This window comes from Aeromonas sp. Marseille-Q5825, from assembly GCF_946892685.1.
Classification (GTDB): domain Bacteria; phylum Pseudomonadota; class Gammaproteobacteria; order Enterobacterales; family Aeromonadaceae; genus Aeromonas; species Aeromonas rivipollensis.
The window spans coordinates 543798-567783 of sequence record NZ_CAMPOU010000004.1 but is presented as its reverse complement, the minus strand read 5'-3'; the positions used below and the strand labels follow the sequence as shown (position 1 = coordinate 567783).

At 64.9% G+C, this 23986-nt stretch carries 20 protein-coding genes; 9 read left to right on the top strand and 11 right to left on the bottom strand.

The window, feature by feature from the left end; translation table 11 throughout:
• Positions 1-17 precede the first annotated feature (17 nt).
• Positions 18-1472, top strand: coding sequence for a glucose-specific PTS transporter subunit IIBC (gene ptsG, locus OC537_RS13225; protein ID WP_262111876.1), 1455 nt, complete (start codon positions 18-20; stop codon positions 1470-1472).
• Positions 1473-1606: 134 nt separating this feature from the next.
• Here ptsG and OC537_RS13220 read toward each other — a convergent pair whose 3' ends face one another.
• From OC537_RS13220 to OC537_RS13185, 8 genes are all read right to left on the bottom strand, one after another.
• A complete protein-coding gene (locus tag OC537_RS13220; RefSeq protein WP_262111874.1) occupies positions 1607-1945 on the bottom strand; it encodes a DUF1294 domain-containing protein in 339 nt (112 codons plus the stop codon).
• The gene (locus OC537_RS13215) at positions 1942-2532 is read right to left on the bottom strand and encodes a sugar O-acetyltransferase (RefSeq protein WP_111910500.1); all 591 of its coding nucleotides are present in this window, start codon (positions 2530-2532) and stop codon (positions 1942-1944) included. The genes OC537_RS13220 and OC537_RS13215 overlap by 4 nt, the downstream gene beginning before the upstream one ends.
• A gap of 79 nt (positions 2533-2611) precedes the next feature.
• On the bottom strand, positions 2612-3871 hold the full coding sequence (locus tag OC537_RS13210; protein WP_163137637.1) for an MgtC/SapB family protein: 1260 nt from the start codon (positions 3869-3871) through the stop codon (positions 2612-2614).
• Between the two features lie 212 nt (positions 3872-4083).
• Positions 4084-4920 (bottom strand): transporter substrate-binding domain-containing protein, encoded by an 837-nt coding sequence (locus OC537_RS13205; RefSeq protein WP_262111870.1) that lies wholly within the window; start codon positions 4918-4920, stop codon positions 4084-4086.
• Positions 4917-5678 (bottom strand): amino acid ABC transporter ATP-binding protein, encoded by a 762-nt coding sequence (locus tag OC537_RS13200; protein ID WP_262111868.1) that lies wholly within the window; start codon positions 5676-5678, stop codon positions 4917-4919. Before OC537_RS13200 ends, OC537_RS13205 begins: the two co-directional genes overlap by 4 nt.
• Entirely contained in the window at positions 5675-6337 is a 663-nt protein-coding gene (locus OC537_RS13195; protein ID WP_262112232.1) for an amino acid ABC transporter permease, read from the bottom strand. Before OC537_RS13195 ends, OC537_RS13200 begins: the two co-directional genes overlap by 4 nt.
• An 87-nt stretch (positions 6338-6424) precedes the next feature.
• The gene (locus tag OC537_RS13190) at positions 6425-7090 is read right to left on the bottom strand and encodes an amino acid ABC transporter permease (protein WP_262111866.1); all 666 of its coding nucleotides are present in this window, start codon (positions 7088-7090) and stop codon (positions 6425-6427) included.
• Positions 7087-8298: a threonine synthase gene (locus OC537_RS13185; RefSeq protein WP_262111864.1), complete on the bottom strand. Its 1212-nt coding sequence runs from the start codon at positions 8296-8298 to the stop codon at positions 7087-7089. The genes OC537_RS13190 and OC537_RS13185 overlap by 4 nt, the downstream gene beginning before the upstream one ends.
• Positions 8299-8526: 228 nt before the next feature.
• Here OC537_RS13185 and OC537_RS13180 point away from each other — a divergent pair, with 228 nt between their 5' ends.
• The 3 genes from OC537_RS13180 to OC537_RS13170 all read left to right on the top strand — a co-directional run bounded on the left by OC537_RS13180 (position 8527) and on the right by OC537_RS13170 (position 13851).
• Positions 8527-10674 carry a prolyl oligopeptidase family serine peptidase gene (locus tag OC537_RS13180; protein ID WP_262111862.1) on the top strand — a complete coding sequence of 716 codons (2148 nt, stop codon included), beginning with the start codon at positions 8527-8529 and terminating at the stop codon, positions 10672-10674.
• Between the two features lie 150 nt (positions 10675-10824).
• Positions 10825-12972, top strand: coding sequence for an AsmA family protein (locus OC537_RS13175; protein WP_262111860.1), 2148 nt, complete (start codon positions 10825-10827; stop codon positions 12970-12972).
• A 144-nt stretch (positions 12973-13116) separates the two neighbouring features.
• The gene (locus OC537_RS13170; RefSeq protein WP_262111858.1) at positions 13117-13851 is read left to right on the top strand and encodes an SDR family oxidoreductase; all 735 of its coding nucleotides are present in this window, start codon (positions 13117-13119) and stop codon (positions 13849-13851) included.
• Positions 13852-13923: 72 nt separating this feature from the next.
• Here the strand turns inward: OC537_RS13170 and glnE are convergent, their stop codons facing one another.
• From glnE to OC537_RS13155, 3 genes are all read right to left on the bottom strand, one after another.
• Entirely contained in the window at positions 13924-16818 is a 2895-nt protein-coding gene (gene glnE / locus OC537_RS13165) for a bifunctional [glutamate--ammonia ligase]-adenylyl-L-tyrosine phosphorylase/[glutamate--ammonia-ligase] adenylyltransferase (RefSeq protein WP_262111856.1), read from the bottom strand.
• 138 nt (positions 16819-16956) lie between these two features.
• Positions 16957-17397, bottom strand: a complete 441-nt coding sequence (locus tag OC537_RS13160) for a GNAT family N-acetyltransferase (protein WP_262111855.1) — start codon at positions 17395-17397, stop codon at positions 16957-16959.
• A 436-nt stretch (positions 17398-17833) separates the two neighbouring features.
• Positions 17834-19084 carry a methyl-accepting chemotaxis protein gene (locus tag OC537_RS13155; RefSeq protein WP_262111854.1) on the bottom strand — a complete coding sequence of 417 codons (1251 nt, stop codon included), beginning with the start codon at positions 19082-19084 and terminating at the stop codon, positions 17834-17836.
• 32 nt (positions 19085-19116) lie between these two features.
• Between OC537_RS13155 and OC537_RS13150 the strand changes: the two genes are divergently transcribed.
• The 5 genes from OC537_RS13150 (at position 19117) to OC537_RS13130 (ending at position 23980) form a co-directional block, all read left to right on the top strand.
• Complete coding sequence (locus tag OC537_RS13150) at positions 19117-19938, top strand: potassium channel family protein (RefSeq protein ID WP_262111853.1); 822 nt, start codon at positions 19117-19119, stop codon at positions 19936-19938.
• Positions 19939-20091: 153 nt separating this feature from the next.
• Positions 20092-20697 carry a TIGR04211 family SH3 domain-containing protein gene (locus OC537_RS13145; protein ID WP_025328281.1) on the top strand — a complete coding sequence of 202 codons (606 nt, stop codon included), beginning with the start codon at positions 20092-20094 and terminating at the stop codon, positions 20695-20697.
• 168 nt (positions 20698-20865) lie between these two features.
• On the top strand, positions 20866-21645 hold the full coding sequence (nudC, locus tag OC537_RS13140) for an NAD(+) diphosphatase (RefSeq protein ID WP_262111849.1): 780 nt from the start codon (positions 20866-20868) through the stop codon (positions 21643-21645).
• A gap of 150 nt (positions 21646-21795) precedes the next feature.
• The gene (gene hemE, locus OC537_RS13135) at positions 21796-22863 is read left to right on the top strand and encodes a uroporphyrinogen decarboxylase (RefSeq protein WP_106885807.1); all 1068 of its coding nucleotides are present in this window, start codon (positions 21796-21798) and stop codon (positions 22861-22863) included.
• A 187-nt stretch (positions 22864-23050) separates the two neighbouring features.
• On the top strand, positions 23051-23980 hold the full coding sequence (locus tag OC537_RS13130) for an ROK family protein (RefSeq protein WP_262111845.1): 930 nt from the start codon (positions 23051-23053) through the stop codon (positions 23978-23980).
• Positions 23981-23986: the final 6 nt, after the last annotated feature.

Genomic DNA, 23986 nt, shown 5'->3' with positions numbered 1-23986 from the left:
CAAAGAGGAATTGAGACATGTCCGGATCATTTTTTTCCCAGGCGCAGCGGGTCGGGCGCAGCCTGATGCTCCCCGTGGCGACCCTGCCTGCCGCCGGTTTGATGCTGGGGATAGGCAACTTCGGTGCCCAGGGGCACCTCTTCCTGCCCCCCTCCTTCTGGAGCGTGCTCATGGTGTCGGGGGACTGGATCTTCGGCAACATGCCGCTGCTGTTTCTGATCGGCATCGCCATCGGCCTTGCCCGCAACAACGACGGCACCGCCGCCCTGGCCGCCGTGGTGGGCTTCATCACCATGAATGCGGCCCTCGGCAAGACGGTGGTGTTGCGCGGCCTGGAGACCAACACAGAGGTGCTGAGCATTCCGACCCTCAACATGGGGATCCTCGGCAGCATCTTGATGGGATCCCTGGCGGCCTACTTCTTCAATCGCTTCCACACCCTGAAGTTGCCCGAATACCTGGGCTTCTTCGCCGGCAAGCGTTTCGTGCCCATCATCACCGGCTTTAGCGGCATCTTCCTAGGGGTCATGCTCGGCTTCATCTGGCCCGTGGTGGGCAGCGCCATCTTCGAGTTCACCGCCTACCTGGGCACCTTGAACAAGTCGGTCACCTTCGGCCTCTATGGCCTGGTGGAACGCGCCCTGATCCCGACCGGCCTGCACCATATCTGGAATGCCTTCTTCTTCAACGAGCTGGGCAGCTGGACCAATCCCCAGACCGGGGAGGTGGTGACCGGGGAGCTGGTGCGCTTCTTCAAGGGAGACCCCAGTGCCGGTGGTCTGGCCGGTGGTTACATGTACTCCATGTGGGCTCTGCCTGCCGCAGCTTTGGCGATCTATCGCTGCGCCAGCCCGGAGAAACGCAAGTTGGTGGGGGGGCTGATGCTGTCTGCGGCCTTCACCTCCTGGTTGACCGGGATCACCGAACCGGTGGAGTTCGCCTTCCTGTTCGTGGCTCCCATGCTCTATGTGATCCACACCCTGCTGACCGGGGTGGCCTTCGCGCTGACCAACTATTTGGGGATAGTGCACAGCACCGACTTCGCCCATGGCGCCTTGCAGTTCTTCCTCTACCTGAACCTGCCCCAGACCCACAACACCTGGTGGTTCCTGATCATTGGGCCGCTCTGGGCGCTGCTCTATTTCAGCCTGTTCAGCTTCCTCATCCGCAAATTCGACCTCAAGACCCCGGGGCGGGAGAGCCAGCCGCTGCAGACGGTGGACATCAAGGAGCAAGACGAGTTGGCGCTGGATCTGGTCGAGGCTATGGGCGGGGCGGCGAACATAGTTCATCTGGATGCCTGCATCACCCGGCTGCGGGTCAGCCTGCATGACATCAAGCTGGCGGATATTCCGCGCATCAAGGCCCTTGGCGCCATCGACGTACTGGTGGTGGGCAACAACCTGCAGGCCATCTTCGGCACTCGATCCGACAACATCAAGACCGAGATGTCGGCGGCGCTGGCGGTGTGAATGTGGTTGCCGCGCCGACCCTGCCAGGGCCGAGAGGCCCGGGCGGTCGGCGGGTGTTGATGCATTCGCAATGACGAGAGGGCCCAACCCCATGGTTGGGCCCTCTCTGTGTTTGTGGTGCGGGGAAAAGGGGGTCAGGCCTGCCAGAGCGGCCGGCTGACCCAGAGCCCCCACAGGCTGAGGTGCAGCAGCACGATAAACCAGAACACCAGGCGGTAGCTGCCCTTCTGGGTCTTGTGGCGCAGCCAGTGGCGGGCCACCAGGGCGCCGGGCCAGCCGCCGAGCAGCTCCAGCAGGTGCAGGCGGGATTCCGGGATGCGCCAGCCGCCGCGCACCGCCTGGCGCTTGTCCCAGGCGTAGGCGGCCAGGGTCAGCAGGCTCATCAGCACTATCAGGCCAAGGGGCCACCAGAGGCCGCTCTGCACGCCAAGCCAGCTGGCCCAGCCAAGCGGGATCAGGGCCAGCCCCATCATGACAGCAGCGCCGGATCCCGGGGCTCGTCCGGGCTTAATGTGCGGATCACCCGGGCCGGGTTGCCCACCGCCAGTGAGTCCGCTGGTATGTCCCGGGTCACCACGGCGCCTGCCCCTATGATGGAGCGCGGCCCTATGGTGACACCGGGGCAGATGATGGCGCCGCCGCCAATCCAGCAGTCATCGCCGATGCGCACCGGCTTGTTGTAGGCGGTCCAGTTGCGGCGCTCCAGATAGTCCATGGTGTGGGTGGCGGTGTAGATCTGCACGTTGGGGGCCAGCAGCACATGGCTGCCGATGTGCACCTCGCCCACGTCCAGTATGGTGACATTGAAGTTGAAGAAGGTCTTCTCCCCCAGATGGATGTTGCGGCCAAATTCGCAGATGAAGGGGGAGCTTATCCAGCAGGAGTCGGGGCAGTGGCCGAACAGCTCGGCGCACAGGCTCTGGCGCCCCTGGTGATCCCCCGCCGGTGTGGCGTTGAGTCTCGCCAGCAGCGCCTGGCCGCGAATGCGGTCGTTCGCTATCTCCTCGCTCTGGCTGTTCAGGGCGCCTCCCGCCAGTACCTTGTCCCAGTCGCTTGCCATGCTCACCTCCTCTCATGTGCCAAGAGGCGCCAGTATACGTGACGGGCAGGGCGGCGTCAGGGGATCCCTGATGACCAGGTCAGCCCAGCCAGAGGAGGGGCAGGATCAGCAGTACGGAGAGGAGGTAGGGCAGCATGACCCTCAGCCCCAGACGGCGGCCGCCGATCACCAGGGCCAGCAGCCCCTTCACCAGGGAGTTGACCAGCCCGGCCAGCAGAATGGCCCGGGCCGCCACCTCCAGGGCCAACTCCTTATGGGAGAGCTGGGAGAGAGACAAGGTGATGGCGTCCACGTCCGTGATGCCGGAGACCAGCGCCAACAGATAGACCCCGGAGTTGCCCACCTTGCTCTGCAGCAGTGTGGCCATGAAGCCGATCAGCGCCAGCAGCAGGCCGAACTTGATGGCGGTGGCGAGATCCAGCGGATTGCGGGTTTCGGGCTGCACCGGGTTGTCGGTCATTTCTTCGCGCTGGCGCCAGAACCAGAAGGCGAAGCCGTAGACGATGGCCGCCAGCAGCAGCAGGGGGAGGGCCAGACGCATGGCCAGTTCGTTGTGAATGAGCAGCACCAGCACCAGCAGTCGCAACCACATGGTGGCGCCCGCCAGCAGTATGCCGGTGGCCAGCAGCCGCTCCAGCCCGGGCTGCTCCTTGTTGAGGCGGGCAAACTGCAGAGTGAGGGCGGTGGAGGAGGCGAGCCCCGCCAGCATGCTGGTGAGCACCAGGCCGGCGCGGGTGCCGAGCAGGCGTACCGCGAAGTGGCCCGAGAAGGAGATGCCGGCGATCACCACCACCATCAGCCAGATCTTGAAGGGGTTGAAGGCGTTGAGGGGGCCCATCTCGACGTCGGGGAGCACCGGCAGCAGCACCAGAGAGATGAGCAGGAAGCGCAGGGTGGCGTGAAATTCCGTCTCGCTCAAAAACAGCATGCCCTGCTGGATCTGGCCCTTGAGCCCCATCAAGAGCGCCGCCAGCACGGCGCAGGCCACCGCCTCGCTCGGGCTTTGCAGCACAGACATCAGCCCCAGCAGGTAGGTGAGCACCATGGCCACCGAACTGGTGAGGCCAAATTCCCCCTGCCAGCGCTGGGCCAGCCAGACCGAGAGGCCGCAGCCAGCCACCACAGCCAGCAGGCCGAGCAGGGCCAACCAGGATCCCAGGGTTGGCAGCAGCAGGGCGCAGACGCCGCCGAGCAGGCCGATGAGACCATAGGTCCGCATCCCGGCGATGCGCTGGTTGTCCCCCAGCTGGCGCACCTGCCAGCCCCGCTCCAGTCCTATGATGAGCCCTATGGCCAGTGACACCAGGGCGCCGTAGACGGGTTCGGCCTCGATCCACATGGGGTTCTCCTCTCATTGCTGTCCATGTCAGGATGGCACAGACGGTGCGCCAGCAGGGGGAGCTGGCTCACAGAGCGGGCGCGCCGCCTGGCGCCTGCCCGATACGCAAAAAAAGGCGCCACCCTGAGGGGACGCCTGAAAACCAAACCTTGCGGTTTGAAGACCAACGGAACCAAAGATCACACACTCAGCGCAGCCTGGGGTGGCAGGGCTCAACCCTGCCATTTGCCTCCTTCCACTATCACATCGTTGGGATCTGTATCGGCGCTCAACTTGTCGCGCACATACTGGTCATAGAGTTTCAGCAGGTACTTCTCTTCCCCCAGCCTGGCGAGACGGTCGTTGACCCAGTCCCGCAGCTCGAGGTTGCCCTTCTTCACCGCCGGCGCGATCGGGTCTTCCGAGCCCAGCTTCTCGGGCAGTACGCGGTAGCCCGGATTCTCCTTGGCCCAGCTGAAGAGCACCAGGTTGTCCTGGGCGTAGGCATCGCCGCGCCCCTGCGCCAGGGCCTGCAGGGATTCGCTGTTCTTCTCGAACTTGAGCAGCTTCCAGTCCGGGTGGTTGCGGGTCAGCCAGATGTCCGCCGTGGTGCCCGTGGTGACGATAAGCCGCTTGCTGGCCAGATCGTCGAGCTTCTTGGCCTGGCTCCCTTGTGGCACCAGTACCTGTACCGCGACCTTGAGGTTGGGATTGGTGAAGTCCACCACCTGCCGCCGCTCCGGGGTCACCGTCATGTTGGCGAGGATCAGATCCACCTTGTCGCTCTGCAGGAAGGGGATGCGGCTGGCGGGTTCCACCGCCACGAACTCGACCTTGTTCTCGTCCCCCAGCAGATCCTTGGCGAAGCGGCGGCCGAGATCCGTGTCAAAGCCGACGTAGTTGCCCTTCTCGTCCACATAGCCGAAGGGGGGCTTGTCGGTGAAGACGCCGACGATGAGCTTGTCGCGGGCCTTGATCTTGGCAAGGGATCCCTCTTCTGCCTGGGCGGCGCCGCTGGCGAGGCCCAGCCCGATTAGGGCGCTAAACAGAACCGAAGTGATTATTTTCATGCTGACTCCTTTCGTTTGATGACAGTTGTATAAGAAAACTTGGCGAGGAACTGGCGCGCCCGCTGGCTCCTGGGGTTGTCGAAGAACTGGTGGGGGCAGCCCTGCTCCAGGATCTGGCCCTTCTCCATGAAGACGATGCGATCCGCCACCGCCCGGGCGAAGGCCAGCTCGTGGGTGACGATGAGCAGCGTCATGCCGCTGCCGGCGAGATCCCGGATCACGTCCAGCACCTCCTGCACCATCTCGGGATCCAGGGCTGCGGTCACCTCGTCAAACAGCATCACCTGGGGGTTCATGCACAGGGCCCGCACTATGGCGATGCGCTGCTGCTGGCCGCCGGAGAGCTCGCGGGGGTAGGCGTGGCGCTTCTCCCAGAGGCCAACCCGGGTCAGCAGCTGCTCTGCCTGCAGCAGGGCCTCGGCCCGCTCCCGTTTTTGCACCTGCAGGGGGCCCAGCAGCACGTTCTCCAGCACCCTCAGGTTGGGGAAGAGATGATAGTTCTGGAACACCATGCCGATGCGCTGGCGCAGCCGCTGCCAGTCGGTATTGGCATCCAGCAGCTGCCCGTCGAAGCGGATCTCGCCCCCCTGAATCGGCTCTAACCCGTTGAGGGTGCGCAGCAAGGTGCTCTTGCCGCAGCCGCTTGGCCCCAGGATGACGATTACTTCCCCGGGGTTCACCGTGAGGCTGACCCCGTCCAGTACCCGGTTTTGACCGAATTGTTTGCTGACAGCATTGAGCTCAAGCAGAGGTGTCATACCGCATTACCCCATTTTTGCTCCAGCCGGCGCGAGGCAAGCGAGAGCGGATAGCAGACCAGAAAAAAGAACAGGAACAGCAGGCCGTAGATGAGCAGCGAGGCATAGGTGCGCTCTATGATCTGCTGGCCCACCTTGATCACCTCCACCACCCCGATCAGCACCGCCAGTGAGCTGGTCTTGATGATGCGGGTATGGATGTTGATGGTGGGCGGTGTCAGCCGCTGCAACGCCTGGGGCAGCAACACGTGGCGATAGAGCTGCCAGCGGGAGAGTCCCAGCGCCAGCCCGGCCTCCTGCTGACCGCGGGAGAGCGACTTCAGACCGCCGCGCACCACTTCCCCCACCTCGCTGCCCCCCCAGAGGGAGAGCACCAGCACGGCGCACCAGAAGGCCGGGATATCGAGCCCGAAGACGATGGGCAGCCCGAAGAAGAAGAGGTAGAGCCACACCAGCACAGGCACCACCCGAAACAGCTCCAGATACACCCGCAGCACTCCCCGCGTCAGCCTCCCCCCTTGCTGGGCCAGCACGCCGTAACCGACGCCGCCCAGGGTGGCGAACAGGATGGCGAGCAACGAGATGGCGAGGGTCTGACCCGCGCCCACCGCCAGCAGCGGCAGCGCCTGCGCCAATAACTCAGAAACCGGAGTGGCCATCATGATCCCTCCTTTCCAATACGTGCGGGTGACGGCAGCGGCAGAAAGATCAGTGCCCACATCGGGATCCGCGCCTGCATCAGCGACTCAGTGACCGAACTGACCATGTTGCAGCCTCCTTTCAACGATTCGCAGGGCAAGGGACAGCGGCAGAAAGATCAGCACGCACATCAGGGTCAGCACAGCCAGCATCTCGTAGGTCTTGTAGTAGAGGGCTATGTAGTTCTTGGTGGTGTAGAGGAGCTCGGGCACCGCCACCGCCGAGGCCACAGTGGTCTCTTTCAGCAGGAAGATGAAGTTGGCAAAGAGCGCCGGCAGGCTCGCAAGCCAGGCCTGGGGCAGCTGCACGTGGCGCAGCAGTTGCCAGCGGGAGAGACCTATGGCCCGGCCCGCCTCCAGCTGGCTGGCGGGCACAGCCCCTATGCCGGCCCGCAGCGCCTCGGTGAGGTAGCCGCCGCCGAGGAAGGTCATGGCGATCACCGCAGTGGCAAAGCCGGAGAGCGACAGGCCCAGCGCCGGCAGCCCGAAGTAGAGAAAGAACAGCTGGATCAGCAGCGGCGTGTTGCGGGCCAGCTCCACATAGGCGCGGATCACTCGGGTCAGCCAGGGCCTGTGCAGGCCGAGCAGCGTCACATTGAGCAGGGCGACCGCAAGGGAGGTGAGGATCACCAGGGTGCCGAGTTGCAGGGTGACCCAGACCGACTCGCCGAAGGCCGGCATGGTGCTGAGGACAAAGGACCAGTCGAAGCTCATGCGGGGATACTCCCGTCACGGCGCAGCCGCTGGGGCAGCACTGTGATGGCGTCCGGGTACTTTATGCCGGCGCCTGTGTTGAGCACCACCACCCGCTCGCCCCCCTGGATCCAGCCCGATTCCCGCAGCTGGCGGGCGGCGGCGAAGGCGGCCGCCCCTTCCGGGCAGACGAAGCTGCCTTCCCGGGAGGCGAGCTGGCGGATCTCTGCCTGGATGGCTCTGTCGTCCACTGCTATGGCGTAGCCCTCGGTGCGATAGAGGGCGTCCAGCACCAGAAAGTCCCCCAACGCCTTGGGCACATTGATGCCAAAGGCCAGGGTCTGGGAGTCGGGCCAGAAGCGCGACTCGTGCTCTCCCTGCTGCCAGGCCTGGACTATGGGGGCGCAGCCGCTCGCCTGCACCGCCACCAGCCGCGGCAGCGGCCCCTGCACCCAGCCCAGCTCCTGCAACTCCCGCAGCGCCTTGTAGATGCCGATGAGGCCGACCCCGCCTCCCGTGGGGTAGAGGATCACGTCCGGCAGGGTCCAGCCGAGCTGTTCGGCGATCTCCAGCCCCATGGTCTTCTTGCCCTCGATGCGATAGGGCTCCTTGAGGGTGGAGGCATCGAACAGCCCCTGCTCCGCCACCGCCTGGGCCACCTGGCGACCGGCGTCGCTGATGAGGCCGTCCACCAGATAGAGGCGGGAGCCGGCGAGAGATGTCTCCAGCCTTGTGATGGCGGGGGCTGCTTGCGGCATGACTATGGTGCTGCGCAGCCCGGCGCGAGCGCCGTAAAGCGCCCAGGCCGCACCGGCGTTGCCGTTGGTGGGCATGGCAAAATGGGTGACGCCTAGCTCCCGGGCGCGGGAGACCCCGACCGCGGCGCCCCGGGCCTTGAAGGAGCCGGTGGGGATGACGCTCTCATCCTTCATCCAGAGATCCGGAATGCCGATCTGCTTGCCCAGAGTAGGCAGGGGCAGCAGGGGGGTGAAGCCTTCCCCCAGGGTGACCACCTGGGCGGGATCGCGCACCGGCAGCAGCTCGTGATAGCGCCACAGGCTGGCAGGGCGACCCAGCAGGGCGGCCGGGTGCCAGGCCTTCTTCAGGGCCTCGAGATCGTAGCTGGCCAAGAGCGGCGCCCCCGCCCGGCTCAGTTGCTGGGGTTGGTCGGCATCATGGGTCTCGCCCGTCTTGCTGCAACGCAGATGTGAGAGGTAGCTGTACGGCATGGGTTATCCTGAGCGGGTCGCTGTGGTCAGTGGCTTATGCCATCCTGTGACCCAAGCGCCGGATAACAAACAAAATAATGCGGCAAACTTAAGCGAAAAAATTCATATGACTCCCGCTGGATAAGGGGGGGGCGGCAGGGCGACGGGTCGGGCCCCCCTGGGGGGTTGGGCCACCTGGTACTCTTTGTTACCCTGCCCGCTTCACCCAAACCGCAGGGAGCCGCCTCGATGCGAGCCATTGTCAGCCTGCTGGCCCTGTCACTGCTGAGTGGCTGCAGCGGCCAGCCAACCAAAGAGGATGCCATGTCAGGGAAAGCGCGCCTTCACTACCCCGCCACCCGCCAGAGCGAGCAGGTGGATCACTACTTCGGCCAGGCCGTGGCCGATCCCTATCGCTGGCTGGAGGACGATCGCAGCCCCGAGACCGAGGCCTGGGTCAAGGCCCAGAACGCTGTGACTCAGGAATACCTCGCCCGCATTCCGTTTCGCGCCGCCATCAAGGAGAAGCTGGCCTCTTCCTGGAACTACGCCAAGGAGGGGGCGCCGTTTCGCGAGGGGCGCTACCACTACTTCTTCAAGAACGACGGCCTGCAGAACCAGAACGTGCTGTGGCGTCAGCTGCCGGGCAAGCCGGCGGAGGTGTTCCTCGATCCCAACCGCTTGAGCCCCGATGGCACCACGGCGCTGGATCAGCTGAGTTTCTCCCGCGACGGCCGCATCCTGGCCTACTCCCTGTCCCTGGCCGGCAGCGACTGGCGCGAGATCCACCTGATGGACGTGGAGAGCAAAGAGCCGCTGGAGGCGCCCCTCAAGGACGTGAAATTCAGCGGCATCAGCTGGATCGGCAACGAGGGCTTCTTCTACTCGAGCTACGATAAACCCGACGGCAGCGAGCTGTCGGCCAAGACCGATCTGCATAAGCTCTATTTCCACCGGCTCGGCACGGCGCAGCAGGAGGACCGGCTGGTGTTCGGCGCCATCCCGGCCCAGCAGCACCGCTACGTGGGGGCCAGCGTCACCGAGGATGATCGCTTCCTGCTCATCTCTGCGGCGAACTCCACCTCGGGCAACCGCCTCTATGTGAAGGATCTGAGTAAGGAGAATGCGCCGCTGCTGACGGTGCAGGGGGATCTGGAGGCGGACGTGAGCCTGGTGGACAACAAGGGCGGCACGCTCTACCTGCTGACCAACCGGGACGCCCCCAACCGCCGTCTGGTGAGGGTGGAGGCCGACAACCCGGGCCCCGAGCACTGGCGCGATCTCATCCCCGAGCGCCAGCAGGTGCTGAGGGTGCACAGCGGCAGCGGCTATCTGTTTGCCGAGTACATGGTGGATGCCACCGCCCGGGTCGAGCAGTTCGACCATGAGGGCAAGCTTGTGCGCGAGGTGGCGCTGCCGGGGCTCGGCAGCGTCAGCGGTTTTGGCGGCAAGCAGGATGATCCCGCCCTCTACTTCGGCTTCGAAAACTATGCCCAGCCGCCCACCCTCTACCAGTTCGAGCCAAAGAGCGGGGCCATCAGCCTCTATCGGGCCTCGGCTGCCCCGTTCAAACCTGCGGATTACGTCTCTGAGCAGCGCTTCTACCGGAGCAAGGACGGCACCCGGGTGCCGCTCATCATCAGCTACCGCAAGGGGCTCAAGCTCGATGGCAGCAACCCGACCATTCTCTACGGCTATGGCGGTTTTGATGTGAGCCTGACCCCGAGCTTCAGCGTATCGGTGGCCAACTGGCTGGATCTGGGGGGCGTCTACGCGGTGGCCAACCTGCGGGGCGGCGGCGAGTACGGCCAGGCCTGGCACCTGGCGGGCACCAGGATGAACAAACAGAACGTGTTCGACGACTTCATCGCCGCGGCCGAGTACCTGAAGGCCGAGGGCTACACCCGCACCGAGCGGCTGGCGATCCGCGGTGGCTCCAACGGCGGTCTGCTGGTGGGGGCCGTCATGACCCAGCGCCCGGATCTGGTGCGGGTCGCCCTGCTGGCTGTGGGGGTGCTCGACATGCTGCGCTACCACAGCTTCACCGCCGGGGCGGGCTGGGCCTATGACTACGGCACCAGCGCCGACAACGAGGCCATGTTCGACTATCTGAAGGGCTACTCGCCCCTGCACAAGGTCCGGCCCGGGGTCAGCTACCCCTCGACCCTGGTGACCACGGCGGATCATGACGATCGGGTGGTGCCGGCCCACTCCTTCAAGTTCGCCGCCACCCTGCAGGCCGACGACGCAGGCCCCCATCCCCAGCTCATCCGCATCGAGACCAATGCCGGGCACGGGGCGGGCACGCCTGTGGCCAAGCTGATCGAGCAGAGCGCGGATATCTATGCCTTCGCCTTGTACGAGATGGGCTACCGGCAACTGCCGACCGTCCAGTGAGACCAGGGCCCTGCGGGGCCCTTTTTTTGTGGTGGGGCAGGCGGGCGCGACCATCCCTGTCTCGCCATTTGCCCGTTTTGGGGCCTGTACAGCCTGCGCCGCGCCCCCGGTGGTATAGTCAGCCACAGGATCTGCATTGAGGAGTTTGTCGTGAAAAAGATCATCTACATACTGCTGGGGTTGGCGCTGGCGGCCGTGGTGGCCATCGCCGCCCTGGTGTCGCTGATTGACCCCAATCAATTCAAGCCCCAGCTGGCGGAGCAGGTGCGCAAGAGCACGGGCCGCGAGCTGGTGATGGAAGGGGAGATCGGCTGGCGCTTCTGGCCGAGCCTCGGCCTCTCCCTCGAGAAGGTGCAACTTCGCAACCCCGTCGGCTTTGCCGAGCCGGACCTGCTCCGCTTCACGCAGGGTGACGCCTCTGTCGCCCTGCTGCCGCTGCTCTCCCACCGGCTGGAGATTGGCAAGGTGACGCTCAGTGGCGCCCATCTCTTTATCCAGACCAAAGCCGACGGCAGCTCCAACCTGAACGGTCTGGTCAAGACAGCTACTGCCGACAAGGGCGCTGGCGCTCAATCTCCTGCCGGTGATAGCCAGCCCGCCGTCACTGAAGAAAAACCCTGGCAGATCAGCCTGCAAGGGGTGGCACTTGTCGAGGCCAGCGCCCTGGTGCGGGACGATCGCAGTGGCGCCGTCTCCCGTCTCGACAGGCTGGATCTGGATCTGGGTCAGCTGACCCCGGGTGAGTGGGTGCCGGTGACCCTGGCCGCCAAGGGAGCGCAGGGGGAGAGGGCCTTCGATCTCAAGGGACAGGCCCAGCTCAAGCTGGCCCGGGAGCTCAAGGCCAGCGAGCTCAAGGAGCTGACCCTTGGCGGCAGCCTGAGCGAGCCGACACAGCGGCTCGATGCCTTCTCCCTCAAGGCCGACCGGCTGGTGCTGGGGCAGTGGAGCAGCCTCGCACTGAGCCTGAGCGGCGCACAGGGGGCGGCGGACCAGCCGACCCTGGCGGGCACCCTGGAGGGGACCCTCAAGGCGCGGATCGATCAGGGGCTGCAACTGGTGGAGGTATCGGACGCCGTGCTGGCCGCCAGGCTGAGCGGCGACAGCCTGCCGCGCCCGCAGATGAACCTCAAGCTCGCGGGCTTTGCCCGTGCCGAGCTGGACAAGCAGACCATCACCCTCAGCAACCTGGTGATGGGGGCCGATGATGCCCTGCTGAGCGGCAGCGGTGCCGTCCACCTGGGGGCCGTCCCCAAAGTGGAGTTCGACCTCAAGGGGGAGAAACTCGATCTCGACGCCTGGCTCGGTCAAGCTGCCCCGGCCAAGGCCGCCGCCGCGCCCGCCGCCCCTGCGAAAGGGGGAGACAAGGGGGCCGCCCCCGCCGCCAAGGCGCTCTCCACCATGGAGCCCGATCTCGCCGCCCTCAAACGGGTGGACCTGGCCGGTCGACTGCAACTGGGCAGCCTGCGGGTGAAGGGGCTGGATCTGAGCGCCGTGGATCTGCAGCTCGTCCTGGCCGGTGGCCAGCTCAGCCTCAAGCAGTTCAGCGCCGGGGTGGCTGGTGGTCAGGTGACGGCGAGCGGTGTGCTCGATGCCCGCCAGCAACCCGCCCGCTATCAGGTGCACAAGCGGGTGCAGGGTGTCGATGTGCGGCCCCTGTTGCAGACCCTGGCCCAGAACGATCGACTGGAAGGCAAGGGGGATCTCGAGGTGCAGGTGCAGGGCACAGGCCTCTCCGAGCAGGCCCTGCGCAGCCAGATGCAGGGCAAGCTGAGCCTCAGGCTGAGCGACGGCGCCCTGCACGGCATCAACCTGGCGGAGATGATCCGCGAGGCGCGGGCCACCCTGACCGGCAAGGGGGCGGATCAGGTCAAGGAGGCGCGCAAGACCGACTTCAGCGCCCTGACCGCCAACTTCCAGATCGCCAATGGCGTGGCTCGCAGCGACGACATCCAGCTGCTCGCGCCCGCCCTGCGGGTGAAGGGCCAGGGCCAGAGTGCCCTGGTGCCCGAGACCCTCGACTTCCTGTTCCTCACCTCTGTGGTGGAGAGCAGCAAGGGCCAGGGGGGCAAGAGCGTGGATGAGCTCAAGGACGTCACCATACCGGTGCGCATCGGCGGCCACTGGCAGGCCCCGAGCTACCGGCTCGACGTGAAGGAGCTGCTTAGCAACAACAAGGTGCTGGAGGAGAAGGCCCGCAAGGAGGCAGAGCGCGGCCTCAAGAAATTGCTGGGAGACAAGGCCGACGACGAGCAGATCAAGGGGGTGGCGGATCAGCTGCTCAAGGGGTTGTTCAAATAACTCTGGCCCCGCGTCTTATCACCATAAAGAGCCCGCCCAGTGCGGGCTCTTTGTTGCCGAACATAGCGCTATGGGGCCAGGCATTGCCCCCGAGGATGGGGTAATATCCGGGTCGAGACGAGAGACAAGGAACAGGGAGCGTCCATGAACAAGCAGGTGCTGATCACAGGTGGCAGCAGGGGGATAGGGGCGGCGACGGCCCGCTATCTGGCGGGGCAGGGGTATCACCTCTGCCTCAACTATCGCCATGACAGGGCGTCCGCCGAGGCGCTGGTGGCCGAGATCCGGGCCCGCCATCCGGTCTCCTGCATAGCGGTGCAGGCGGATGTCAGCGTGGAGACCGAGGTGGTGCGCCTGTTCGAGGAGATGGACGCGCGGCTCGGGGTGATCACCCATCTGGTGAACAACGCAGGCATCTTGCAGCCCCAGATGAAGGTGCTGGAGATGAGCGCCGAGCGCATCAACAAGACCCTGACCACCAATGTGACCGGCTACTTCCTCTGCTGCCGGGAGGCGGTGCGCCGCATGACGAGCGGGGGCGTCATCGTCAACGTCTCCTCGGCCGCCGCCCGCCTCGGCTCGGCGGGGGAGTATGTGGACTACGCCGCCTCCAAGGGAGCCATAGACGTACTGACCAGAGGCTTGTCCCTGGAGGTGGCGGCCCAGGGGATCCGGGTCAACGGGGTGCGCCCGGGCTTTATCTATACCGAGATGCACGCCGATGGCGGCGAGCCCGGTCGGGTGGACAGGATCAAGGGCAATATTCCGCTGCAACGGGGCGGCCAGCCGGTGGAGGTGGCTGCCGCCATCGCCTGGCTGCTGTCGGACCAAGCCTCCTATGCCACCGGCACCTTTATCGATCTGGCCGGGGGGCGCTAGGGGCGGAGTCACACTATTCCGACAGCAACAAGGGGCGCCATGGCGCCCCTTGTTGCTGATGTGGCGAGCGCCTTACTCCCCCAGCAGCTGTTGCCAGACCGCCAGCACATGGCCCCGCTCGGTCAGCAGCTGATCGTCCCCCACCTTGCGGGAGATCTCCGAGAGGTTGAGGCGATGGCCCTGGTTGCGGATCTCCAGATAGGCGTGTTTCAGCCCCTCCGCCTGCTCCAGGGTCAATACCCCCGCCATCACGCACTCGTCGAAGATGCGCACGTTATCCGACCAGCGGGTCAGGGCCTCAGGCTCGCCACAGGCGTGGGCCAGCACCAGGTACTGGGCGATGAACTCTATGTCCACCATGCCGCCGGGGGACTGCTTGAGATCGAACTCCCCCTCGCTCGCCTTGAGCAGGTGATCCCGCATCTTGTGGCGCATCTCGCGCACCTCGCGGGCCAGGGTAGGGAGGTCGCGCTCCTTGGCCAGCACGGCGCGGCGGATGCGGGCAAAGTCGGCGATGACACCCTCGTCCCCATAGATGGGGCGGGCCCGCACCAGGGCCTGATGCTCCCAGGTCCAGGCCTCGTGCTGCTGGTACTGCTCATAGGCGGCGAGAGAGGAGACCAGCAGGCCGGCGTCGCCGGAGGGGCGCAGCCGCATGTCGATCTCGTAGAGGATCCCCGAGGGGGTGCGGGTGCTGAACAGGTGCAGGATCCGCTGGGCCAGGCGCAGGTAGAACTGGCGGCTGTCGATGGGCTTGCGCCCGTCGGTGTAGCCGTTGGGGTCACCGCCGTGCAGGAAGACGAGATCGAGATCCGAGCCGTAGCCCAGCTCTATGCCGCCCAGCTTGCCATAGGCCACCACGGCAAAGCCGCGCTGGCCGCTCAGTGCCACCTCGGGGGGCACCCCGTAGCGCTCGCTCATCTGGGCCCAGGCCTGATTGACCACCTCTTCGGTGATGGCCTCCGCCAGCCAGGTGAGGTGGTCGCTCACCTTCATCAGCGGCAGGGCGCCGGCGATGTCGGCGGCGACTATGCGCAGCAGCTGTACCTGCTTGAACTGGCGCAGCGCCTCCATCTGCTGCTCCACGTCCTCTTCGGGGATGCGCAGCAGGAACTGGCGCAGCTGGGGCTTGTACTGATCCAGCGGGGTGGGGTGGTAGAGGTGCTGGGGATCCAGCAGCTCGTCCAGCAGTATGGGGTAGCGGGCGAGCTGCTCGCTCACCAGGTTGCTCTCGTCGCACAGGCGCACCAGCTGGCGCAGGGCGGCGGGGTTTTCCGCCAGCAGTTGCAGGTAGGCGCTGCGGGTGAAGATGCGGGTCAGCAGGGTGCAGACCCGCTCGAACAGGCGGGCAGGCTCACGGCTCGCCACCACCAGTCGCAGCAGCTCGGGCATCAGCCAGTCCAGGGCGATGCGCCCCTGGGGCCCGACCTGGCGGCGCTTGTACTCCTCCTTGAAGCGCAGCAGGGCGGCGCAGAGAGGAGCCGGATCGCTAACTCCCTGTGTAGTGAGCAGTTTCTCCAGCTCACCGGCATCGAGCTCGGTGCGCCAGAGATCGAGCCAGAGCTGCTCCAGGTGAGCGGGGGCTTCTTTCTCTTCCCCCACCACGGCGACAAACTCCTGATGAACTATGGCCATCTCCTCGTCGAGGTGCGTCATGAAAAGCTTCCAGTCGGCGAAGCCGGTGGCGGCGATCAGTCGCTGGCGATCCCGCTCCTCGGTGGGCAGGGTCTGGGTCTGCTGATCCCCTATCTCCTGCAATATGTTCTCGACCCGGCGCAGGAAGCGATAGGCCTGGAGCAAGCGCGCGCAGCGCTCCTCATCGAGGGCGCCGCTTTGGGCGATGGCCGCCAGCGCTTCGGGCAGGTGGCGCACCCGCAGGGCGGGCTCGCGGCCGCCACGGATGAGCTGCAGCGCCTGGGCGATGAACTCCACCTCGCGGATGCCGCCGGCCCCCAGCTTGATGTTGCCCTCCAGCCCCTTGCGGCGTACCTCGGCAGCGATCATCGCCTTCATCTGGCGCAGGCCGTCGATGACGCCAAAGTCGATGTAGCGGCGGAACACGAAGGGGCGCAGCAACTCGGTGAGGGCCTGGGCGTGTTCGCACTGGGGCCCCAGCACCCGCGCCTTGACCATGGCGTAGCGCTCCCAGTTGCGGCCATGGTGCTGGTAGTAATCCTCCATGGCGGCAAAGGAGATGGCGAGCGGCCCCGCCTCGCCGAAGGGGCGCAGCCGCATGTCGACTCTGAACACCTGACCATCCTGGGTGGGCTGGTGCAAGGCGTTGATCAGGCGTTGGCCCAGCTTGATGAAAAACTGCTGGTTGGCCAGCTCGCGTCGTCCGCCGACCGTGTAGCCGTTGTCGGGGAAGGTGAAGATGAGGTCGATGTCCGAGGAGAAGTTCAGCTCGCCGCCCCCCAGCTTGCCCATGCCGAGGATGAGCAGGGGTTGAGGGTCGCCGTTGCCGTCCATGGGGGTGCCGAGCTCGGCGCACTGTTTGGCGTAGAGCCAGTCCCGGGCGCTACAGATCAGCGCGTCCGCGAGCCTGGTGAGATGGATGAAACTCTCTTCGACCTGGGCCTGACCCAGCAGCTCGCGCCAGGCGATCACCAGCATGCGGCTGCGTCTGAACTGGCGCAGCACCCGCTTGAGCGCCTCCTCGTCATGGACTTCGGCGAGCAGGGCCGCCAGATCGCCCTGGTAGGCGGGCCAGCGCTCGGACAGCGCCAGATCCCCGGAGGCCAGGGTCTGTGCCAGCAGCTCGGGCTGCTTGATGAGGGAGTCGGCGACGAAATCCGAGAGGCCAAACAGGGTCAGCAGGGTCTGCTGCTCCATCGCGGGCAAATCGCCATAGTCGGGGGCCAGCGCCAGCAGCCGTTGCCACTGGCGCCCGGCCTGATCCTGCAGCAGGGGTGACAGAGTGGAGAGGGATGCCGGAGATGGGGGAAGAGAAGAGGAATGCTGGGCCACGGTTGCCGTCCTTGTGATTAACGGGTCTGCAGAGGGAATGAAAACACCGGCAGCCAATCTAGCATTGTCCCGCGCCTGCGTCACAGCCCGGGAGAGAGAAGCATGAGCCGGCGGGGAAAATGGGCCGCCGGCGTAGGCTCAGGGGCGCTGATAGATCTCGGGGGCGTATTTTTCCATCAGGCTGCCAGGGGCGCGGGGCGGCGCGAAGCCAAAACCGGCATAGAGGCCCTGGGCATCCGAGGTGGCCAGCATGAGGCGGCGCAGCCCCTGCAAGGCGGCATGGTCGATAATGGCCGCCATCAACGCCTTGCTATAGCCACGTCCGCGATGGGCGGGCAGCACGAACACATCGGACAGATAGCCGAAGGTGGCTTTGTCTGTGATGACCCGGGCGAAGGCTACCTGCTGGCCGTCGACATAGCCGCCGAAGCACAGCGAATGATTGATGGCCCGCTGCACCGTGGAGAGGGGAATGCCGAGGCTCCAGTAGGCCTCCTCGGACAGGAAACGGTGAATGAGGGGGACATCGAGCCGTCCCTTGTCGTCGCTGATCTCCAGTGGGGATTGGGTGTGCTGCATCCTGGCTCCTTGCCGTGACATGAGATGAAAAAAGGCCCCTCGCGGGGCCTTCCAGTTTACTCAATTCACGACCTCAGGCCAGCCTGAAGGTCTGGGTGGCATGGATGTCCAGGGTCTGGCTGTGTCTGACACCTTGCTGTGATATCAATAACAAAGGCCCCTGATGGGGCCCTTGTACGTACCAGGTTGATGCCATCAGGCCAGCTTGAAGGCCTGGATATGGGTATCCAGCGTCTGGCTGTGTCTGACACCTTGTTGTGATATCAATAAGAAAGGCCCTTGACGGGGCCCTTGTGCGTACCAGGTTGATGCCATCAGGCCAGCTTGAAGGCCTGGGTGGCATGGATGTCCAGGGTCTGGCTGTGTCTGACACCTTGCTGTGATATCAATAACAAAGGCCCCTGACGGGGCCCTTGTGCGTACCAGGTTGATGACATCAGGCCAGCTTGAAGGCCTGGATATGGGTATCCAGCGTCTGGCTGTGGTGCTCCACCAGTTCGGAGGCATCTTTCAGCTCCCGCAGCACCACCACGGATCCTTCCACCACCTGCTTGACCTGCTCCAGGTTGGCGTTCATCTCTTCGGCCACCGAGCTCTGCTGCTCGGAGGCTGCGGCGATCTGGCGATTCATGTCGGCCACCCCCTGTACCCGCTGCACTATGGTGGCGAGCTGATCACCGGCCTGGGTCACCTGCTCGACCCCCTTGTCCGCCTGCTGCACGCTCTCTGCCATCAGGCCGACGGCCTGGCGGGCATTGCCCTGCAGCAGCTCGATCATCTTCTGGATCTCGACGGTGGCTGCCTGAGCCCGGTTCGCCAGTTCGCGCACCTCTGAGGCGACCACGGCGAAGCCGCGTCCCGCCTCGCCGGCACGGGCGGCCTCGATGGCGGCGTTGAGGGCCAGCAGGTTGGTCTGCTCCGAGATGCTGCGGATGGTGTCCACCACGGAGCCGATGCGATCGACCCCGTGCTCCACCTCGTTGACCACGGCGGAGGAGCGCTGGATGTTGCCGGAAAGGGTGTCTATGGTGCTGACGGTGGCGGCCACGCAGCGGCTGCCTTCCTCGGCCAGGGCGCTGGCGTCGGCGGTGGCGTGGGAGGCTTGCTCCGCATGGTTGGCCACCTCGCGAATGGCGCCCACCATCTGGCTCATGGCGCTGGCGAGTTGCTCTATCTGGGTGAACTCTTCGTTGATCGCCTCGTTGGCTTCATCCATGCACAGAGTCACCTGGGAGGCGATGTCGTTGAGCTCCTTGCAGGCGGCGCGCTGGGTGCCGAACACCTCCTTGAGGTTCTCCTGGGAGTGGGCGACCGCCTTGGCGATGTCACCGAACTCGTCCCGGGACTTGAGCAGCACGCTGTGGCTGAGATCCTTGCGGGCGAAGCGCTCCAGCAGCCCCACCAGGTAATGCACCTGCTTGACCATGAGGCGGGAGCCGGTCAGCAGCAGCACCACGAAGACGACCCCCATCAGCGCCGTCTCCATCAGACCGGTCCAGAGCAGACGATCGGCAATGGCATTGGCCTTGGCGGCGTCTATGCCCTCGCCGAGCAGGGTGGCTTCCAGGTTGCTGGCATCGAACCAGAGCTTGGCCAGCAAGAGCAGCGTGCTGAACACCATGAGCAGCACCACCTTGGGCACCAGTCGGATGTTGCTCATTCGCCTCTCCAGCGAGTTTAACTGCATAACCTTTCTCCTTCTTAATGGCCATTTTTCCTTTGTCCTCAGGACTATCGGCATTATCTTCCGTTTTATTAATTCGCACTGTGCCTAAAGTAGGAAAATGTATGCGACATCACTCTTCTGGCCTGAGATCCATGGATCTGCTGATGGCGTTTCTGTCGGTGATCTCCGTTTGTCTGGTCTGCGCCCGCTGGTGGGGTCACCGCGAGTGGAGCCCGCAGACCCTGCAACTCTTCTATGACGTCGACAGCCTGATCTGCTATTTCTTCCTCGCCCACTTCGCCTACGGCTGGGTGAGGGCCCCCGATCGCATGGCCTTCTTCAAGGCCAACTGGTTCTATCTGCCGGGCAGCCTGCCCATGGTGGAGCAGCTGCGCTGGGCACGGCTGATCCAGCTGTGGCGGGTCTATCAGCTGCTGCGAGACAGGCCGGACCTGCTGGTCATGTTTCGCCGGGAGCGCAACGAGACCACCTTGTCCGGCATCCTCTTCCTCTTTTTCCTGCTGCTGGGGGTGGGTTCCGGCGTCATGTACTGGCTGGAGACGGGCCAGCCAGGGAGCCTGATCCAGACGCCCTACGATGCCTTCTGGTGGACGCTCGTGACACTGTCTACCGTGGGCTACGGGGATCTGGTGCCCAGGACGGAGGAGGGGCGCTTCGTCGCCAGCCTGCTGATCCTGTTTGGTGTGGGTCTGTTCGGTGCCCTCAGCGGTTTCATGGCCAGCCTGTTCGTGCATCCCGGCAAGACCAACGACGACACCACACTGTGGCGGCGTCAGCAGAGCGAGCAGCAGGCGCAACTGCTGCAGGAGCTCAGGGCCCTGCGCGCCGAGGTGAAGGCATTGCAACAGAAGTAGCCTGCGGCGTCTGGAATGGTCGCGTGGCAAACGGGAGAAGCCGTGAGACGCCTCTCAGTCAGGGGGGCGCCGTTTTTCTTTGCTTGTCCTTTGACCCGCTGGCGGCTTAACATTCGGCCTGCAACCTAATTCAACGAAGAGAATCGATCGACCATGCGCGCCCTTCTCGGGATCTTGATCTGCTTGTGTGCCCAACAGGTACTGGCCGATACCCGTTATGTCTCAGACAACATCTTTACCTATATCCACAACGGTCCTGGCACCCAGTACCGGATCCTCGGCAGCGTCAAGGCCGGTGAACCGCTGGAGGTCAAGGCGGTGAACAACGACGCCGGTTTCACCCAGGTGGTGGACGGCCGTGGTCGTGAAGGCTGGATCAAGAACAGCGAACTGCAGGCGGAGATCAGCTTGCGCGAGCGTCTGCCCCAGGTTCAGAAAGAGCTGGATGAGGCCAAGGCCCGCCTGCTGAACCTCAATGGCGACAACGAGCGACGCTTCGCCGAGAAGGATGGCCAGATCACCGAGCAGAGCAAGGAGATCGCCAGCCTGAAGGCCCAGCTCGCCAGCCAGAGCACAGAGATGAGCAGCCTCAAGGAACAGAACGACGCCCTGACCCAGAGTTATGACAACCAGGAGCACGACATGCAGATGGACTGGTTCATCCGCGGTGGTGCCATGGTGCTGGGGGGCATACTGCTCGGCATTCTGCTCCCCATGCTCCCCCGTCGTCGCAAGAGCAGCGAGCGCTGGATGAATTGATCGAAGGATCGATTGAACGAGAGAGGGGTCGCCAAGGCGGCCCCTCTGCTTTTGGGCGGCAAGAGAGTCTATGGGACCATCTTGGGGTCGCCTCCGGGCCAGCCCGATCGTAAGATGAACCCCATTTGTCCGTGCCTCGCACACCCTTCTCAACAAGAGCCTTCACATATGTCATCAACCGAACAGGCCCGCTGGTTCGTGCTGGGGGGCGATCACCTCGTCCTGCTGGATGAACGGGGGCAGATCCCCCAAGGCCCCAAGTCCTGCCTGCCCGCCCATCTGCACTCCGCCCATTTCGAGCCTTTCGACGAGTGGGACGGACTGCCCTGCCAACTGCTGGATCTGGGACCGGATGCCGGGAGCTGCCCCCTGGTGGGGCTGCGCCAGCTGATGGTGGCGGGGGACGAAGAGGGTTTTCGCCTCGCCGGACGCGCCTGGCAGCTGGCCACCTTCCGCCGCAGCCATCGCTTCTGCGGCGAGTGTGGCACCCCCATGGCCCCCAAGAGCGGGGAGTGGGCACAGGTGTGTCGGCATGGTCATGTCGTCTATCCGCGCATCTCCCCCTGCATCATAGTGGCGGTGCGCAAGGGCCCGGCTATCCTGCTGGCGGCCCATCGCCGTCACTATCAGGCCGACGATCCCATGTATACGGTGCTGGCGGGCTTCGTTGAGGCGGGGGAGAATCTGGAGCAGTGCGTGGCGCGGGAGGTGTTCGAGGAGAGCGGCATCCGGGTATGCAACGTGCGCTACGTGGCGAGCCAGCCCTGGCCCTTCCCCCACAGCCTGATGATGGGCTTCACCGCCGACTACCAGAGCGGCGAGATCAAGGTGCAGGACGACGAGCTGGTGGCCGCCGACTTCTTCGAGGCGGACCAACTGCCACGGCTGCCCCCGCACGGCACCATAGCGCGGCGGCTGATCGAGCAGAGCCTCGCAGAGAAGCGGTGAGGGCGAGGCCCTGAAAAGCGGGGCCCTGGTTTGCGCCCCCTCACATCTTTGCACTCCGGCGGCCCTGCGGCGCGTTTGTGCCGCCCTCAGCCTCGCACAAAGTGGTATCATATCCGCCATTTTATGCTGGATATGAACTCAGGAACTGGGATGAAAGAGCTGAAGAACGATCGATACCTGCGTGCCCTGCTGCGCCAGGATGTGGACATGACCCCGGTGTGGATGATGCGTCAGGCTGGCCGCTACCTGCCGGAATACAAGGCGACCCGCGCCGTCGCGGGGGACTTCATGTCCCTGTGCCGCAACGCCGAGCTGGCCTGTGAAGTCACCCTGCAGCCCCTGCGCCGCTATCCCCTCGATGCTGCCATCCTCTTCTCCGACATCCTGACCGTACCCGACGCCATGGGGCTGGGCCTCTACTTTGAACACGGGGAAGGCCCGCGCTTCGAGCGCCCCATCAAGTCCATGGCCGACGTGCAGGCGTTGCCCATCCCGGATCCGGAAGACGAGCTGGGTTACGTGATGAACGCGGTGCGCACCATTCGCCGCGAGCTCAAGGGCGAGGTGCCGCTGATCGGCTTCTCCGGCAGCCCCTGGACCCTGGCCACCTACATGGTGGAGGGGGGCAGCTCCAAGGCGTTCACCAAGATCAAGCAGATGATGTACGCAGAGCCGCAGACCCTGCACCTGCTGCTGGACAAGCTGGCGGACAGCGTGATTGCCTATCTCAACGCCCAGATCAAGGCCGGTGCCCAGTCCGTCATGGTGTTCGACACCTGGGGCGGCGTGCTGACCCCGCGGGATTACCGCGACTTCTCCCTGCAGTACATGCACAAGATCGTCGATGGCCTGATCCGTGAGAATGAGGGGCGCCGCGTGCCGGTGACTCTGTTCACCAAGAACGGCGGCCAGTGGCTGGAGCAGATCGCCGCCACCGGCTGCGACGCCCTGGGGCTGGACTGGACCATAGACATAGCGGATGCCAAGCGCCGGGTCGGCGACAAGGTGGCGCTGCAGGGCAACATGGATCCTTCCATGCTCTACGCCGCGCCAGCGCGCATTCGCGAAGAGGTCGCCACCATTTTGGCGGGCTTTGGCAGCGGCAACGGCCACGTCTTCAACCTGGGTCACGGCATCCATCAGGATGTGGATCCGGAGCACGCCGGGGTGTTTGTGAACGCGGTGCACGAGCTGTCGGCTCAGTACCACGGTCGCTGAGCGCGGCAGACAACACAATGAGAACGGGGCCTTCGGGCCCCGTTTTGCTGCCCGGCCTCGCGGGGGCTGCATCCTGGTCACCGCTCGGGTTACACTGCACCACCACTGAACACAGTCGCGGACAGGATGGGCGAGTACGCCTCCTGACGACTGGGTGAGGGCGTCGTTGAACATGGCAGGAGGCAGGATGGGCAAGAGTGCATGGGACTGGGGTATCGATCTTGGCGGAACCAAGTGCGAGTGCGTGGTGCTCGAGGGTGACGAGGTGCTGCTGCGCCATCGCATCCCCACCGAGCGCCGTGGCGGTTACGAGCACATGATAGGCCAGATCGCCAAGCTGGTGGACGAGTGCGCCGAGCGGCTCGGCCAGCGTCCCGCCATCCTCGGCATGGGCACGCCCGGGGCGCGGGATCCCCAGACCGGGCTGATGAAGAACTGCAACACCACAGAGCTCAACGGCAAGCCGTTCAAGGAAGATCTGGAGCGCAAGCTGGGTGTGCCTGTGCTGATTGCCAACGACGCCAACTGCTTCGCCTTGGCGGAAACCCATCTGGGGGCGGTGCGCCAGCAGCATCCCGAAGCGAAAGTGGTGTTCGGCATCATCATGGGCACAGGGGTTGGGTCCGGCATCGTCATCAATGGCCAGATCCTCAACGGCCATCACGGCATCGCCGGGGAGTGGGGCCACAACGTGCTCTCCCCCGACGGTCCCGAGTGCTACTGCGGCAAACGCGGCTGTGTCGAGACCTTCATCAGTGGCCCGGCGCTGGAGGCCTGGTATGAAGCCAAGGCCAGGCGCCATCTGTCCCTGGCCCAGATAGTGGCGGCCAGCGCCCACGATCATGTGGCCAAACTCACCATCGACCGGCTGCACCTGCTGTTCGGCCAGGCCCTGGCCAACGTGGTCAACATCCTGGATCCGGACGTCATCGTCATCGGCGGTGGTGTGGGCAACGTGCAGAGTCTCTACAGCGTCGGTCGGCAGACCGTGTTGCCATTTCTGTTCAATCCCCGCTTCGCCACTCCCATCATTGCCCCGGCCCTGGGCGACAGCGCCGGTGTGTTCGGGGCCGCGCTGCTGGCCAGGGGCGTCTTCCGGGAGGCCCTGCTGTCTTGAAGCAGT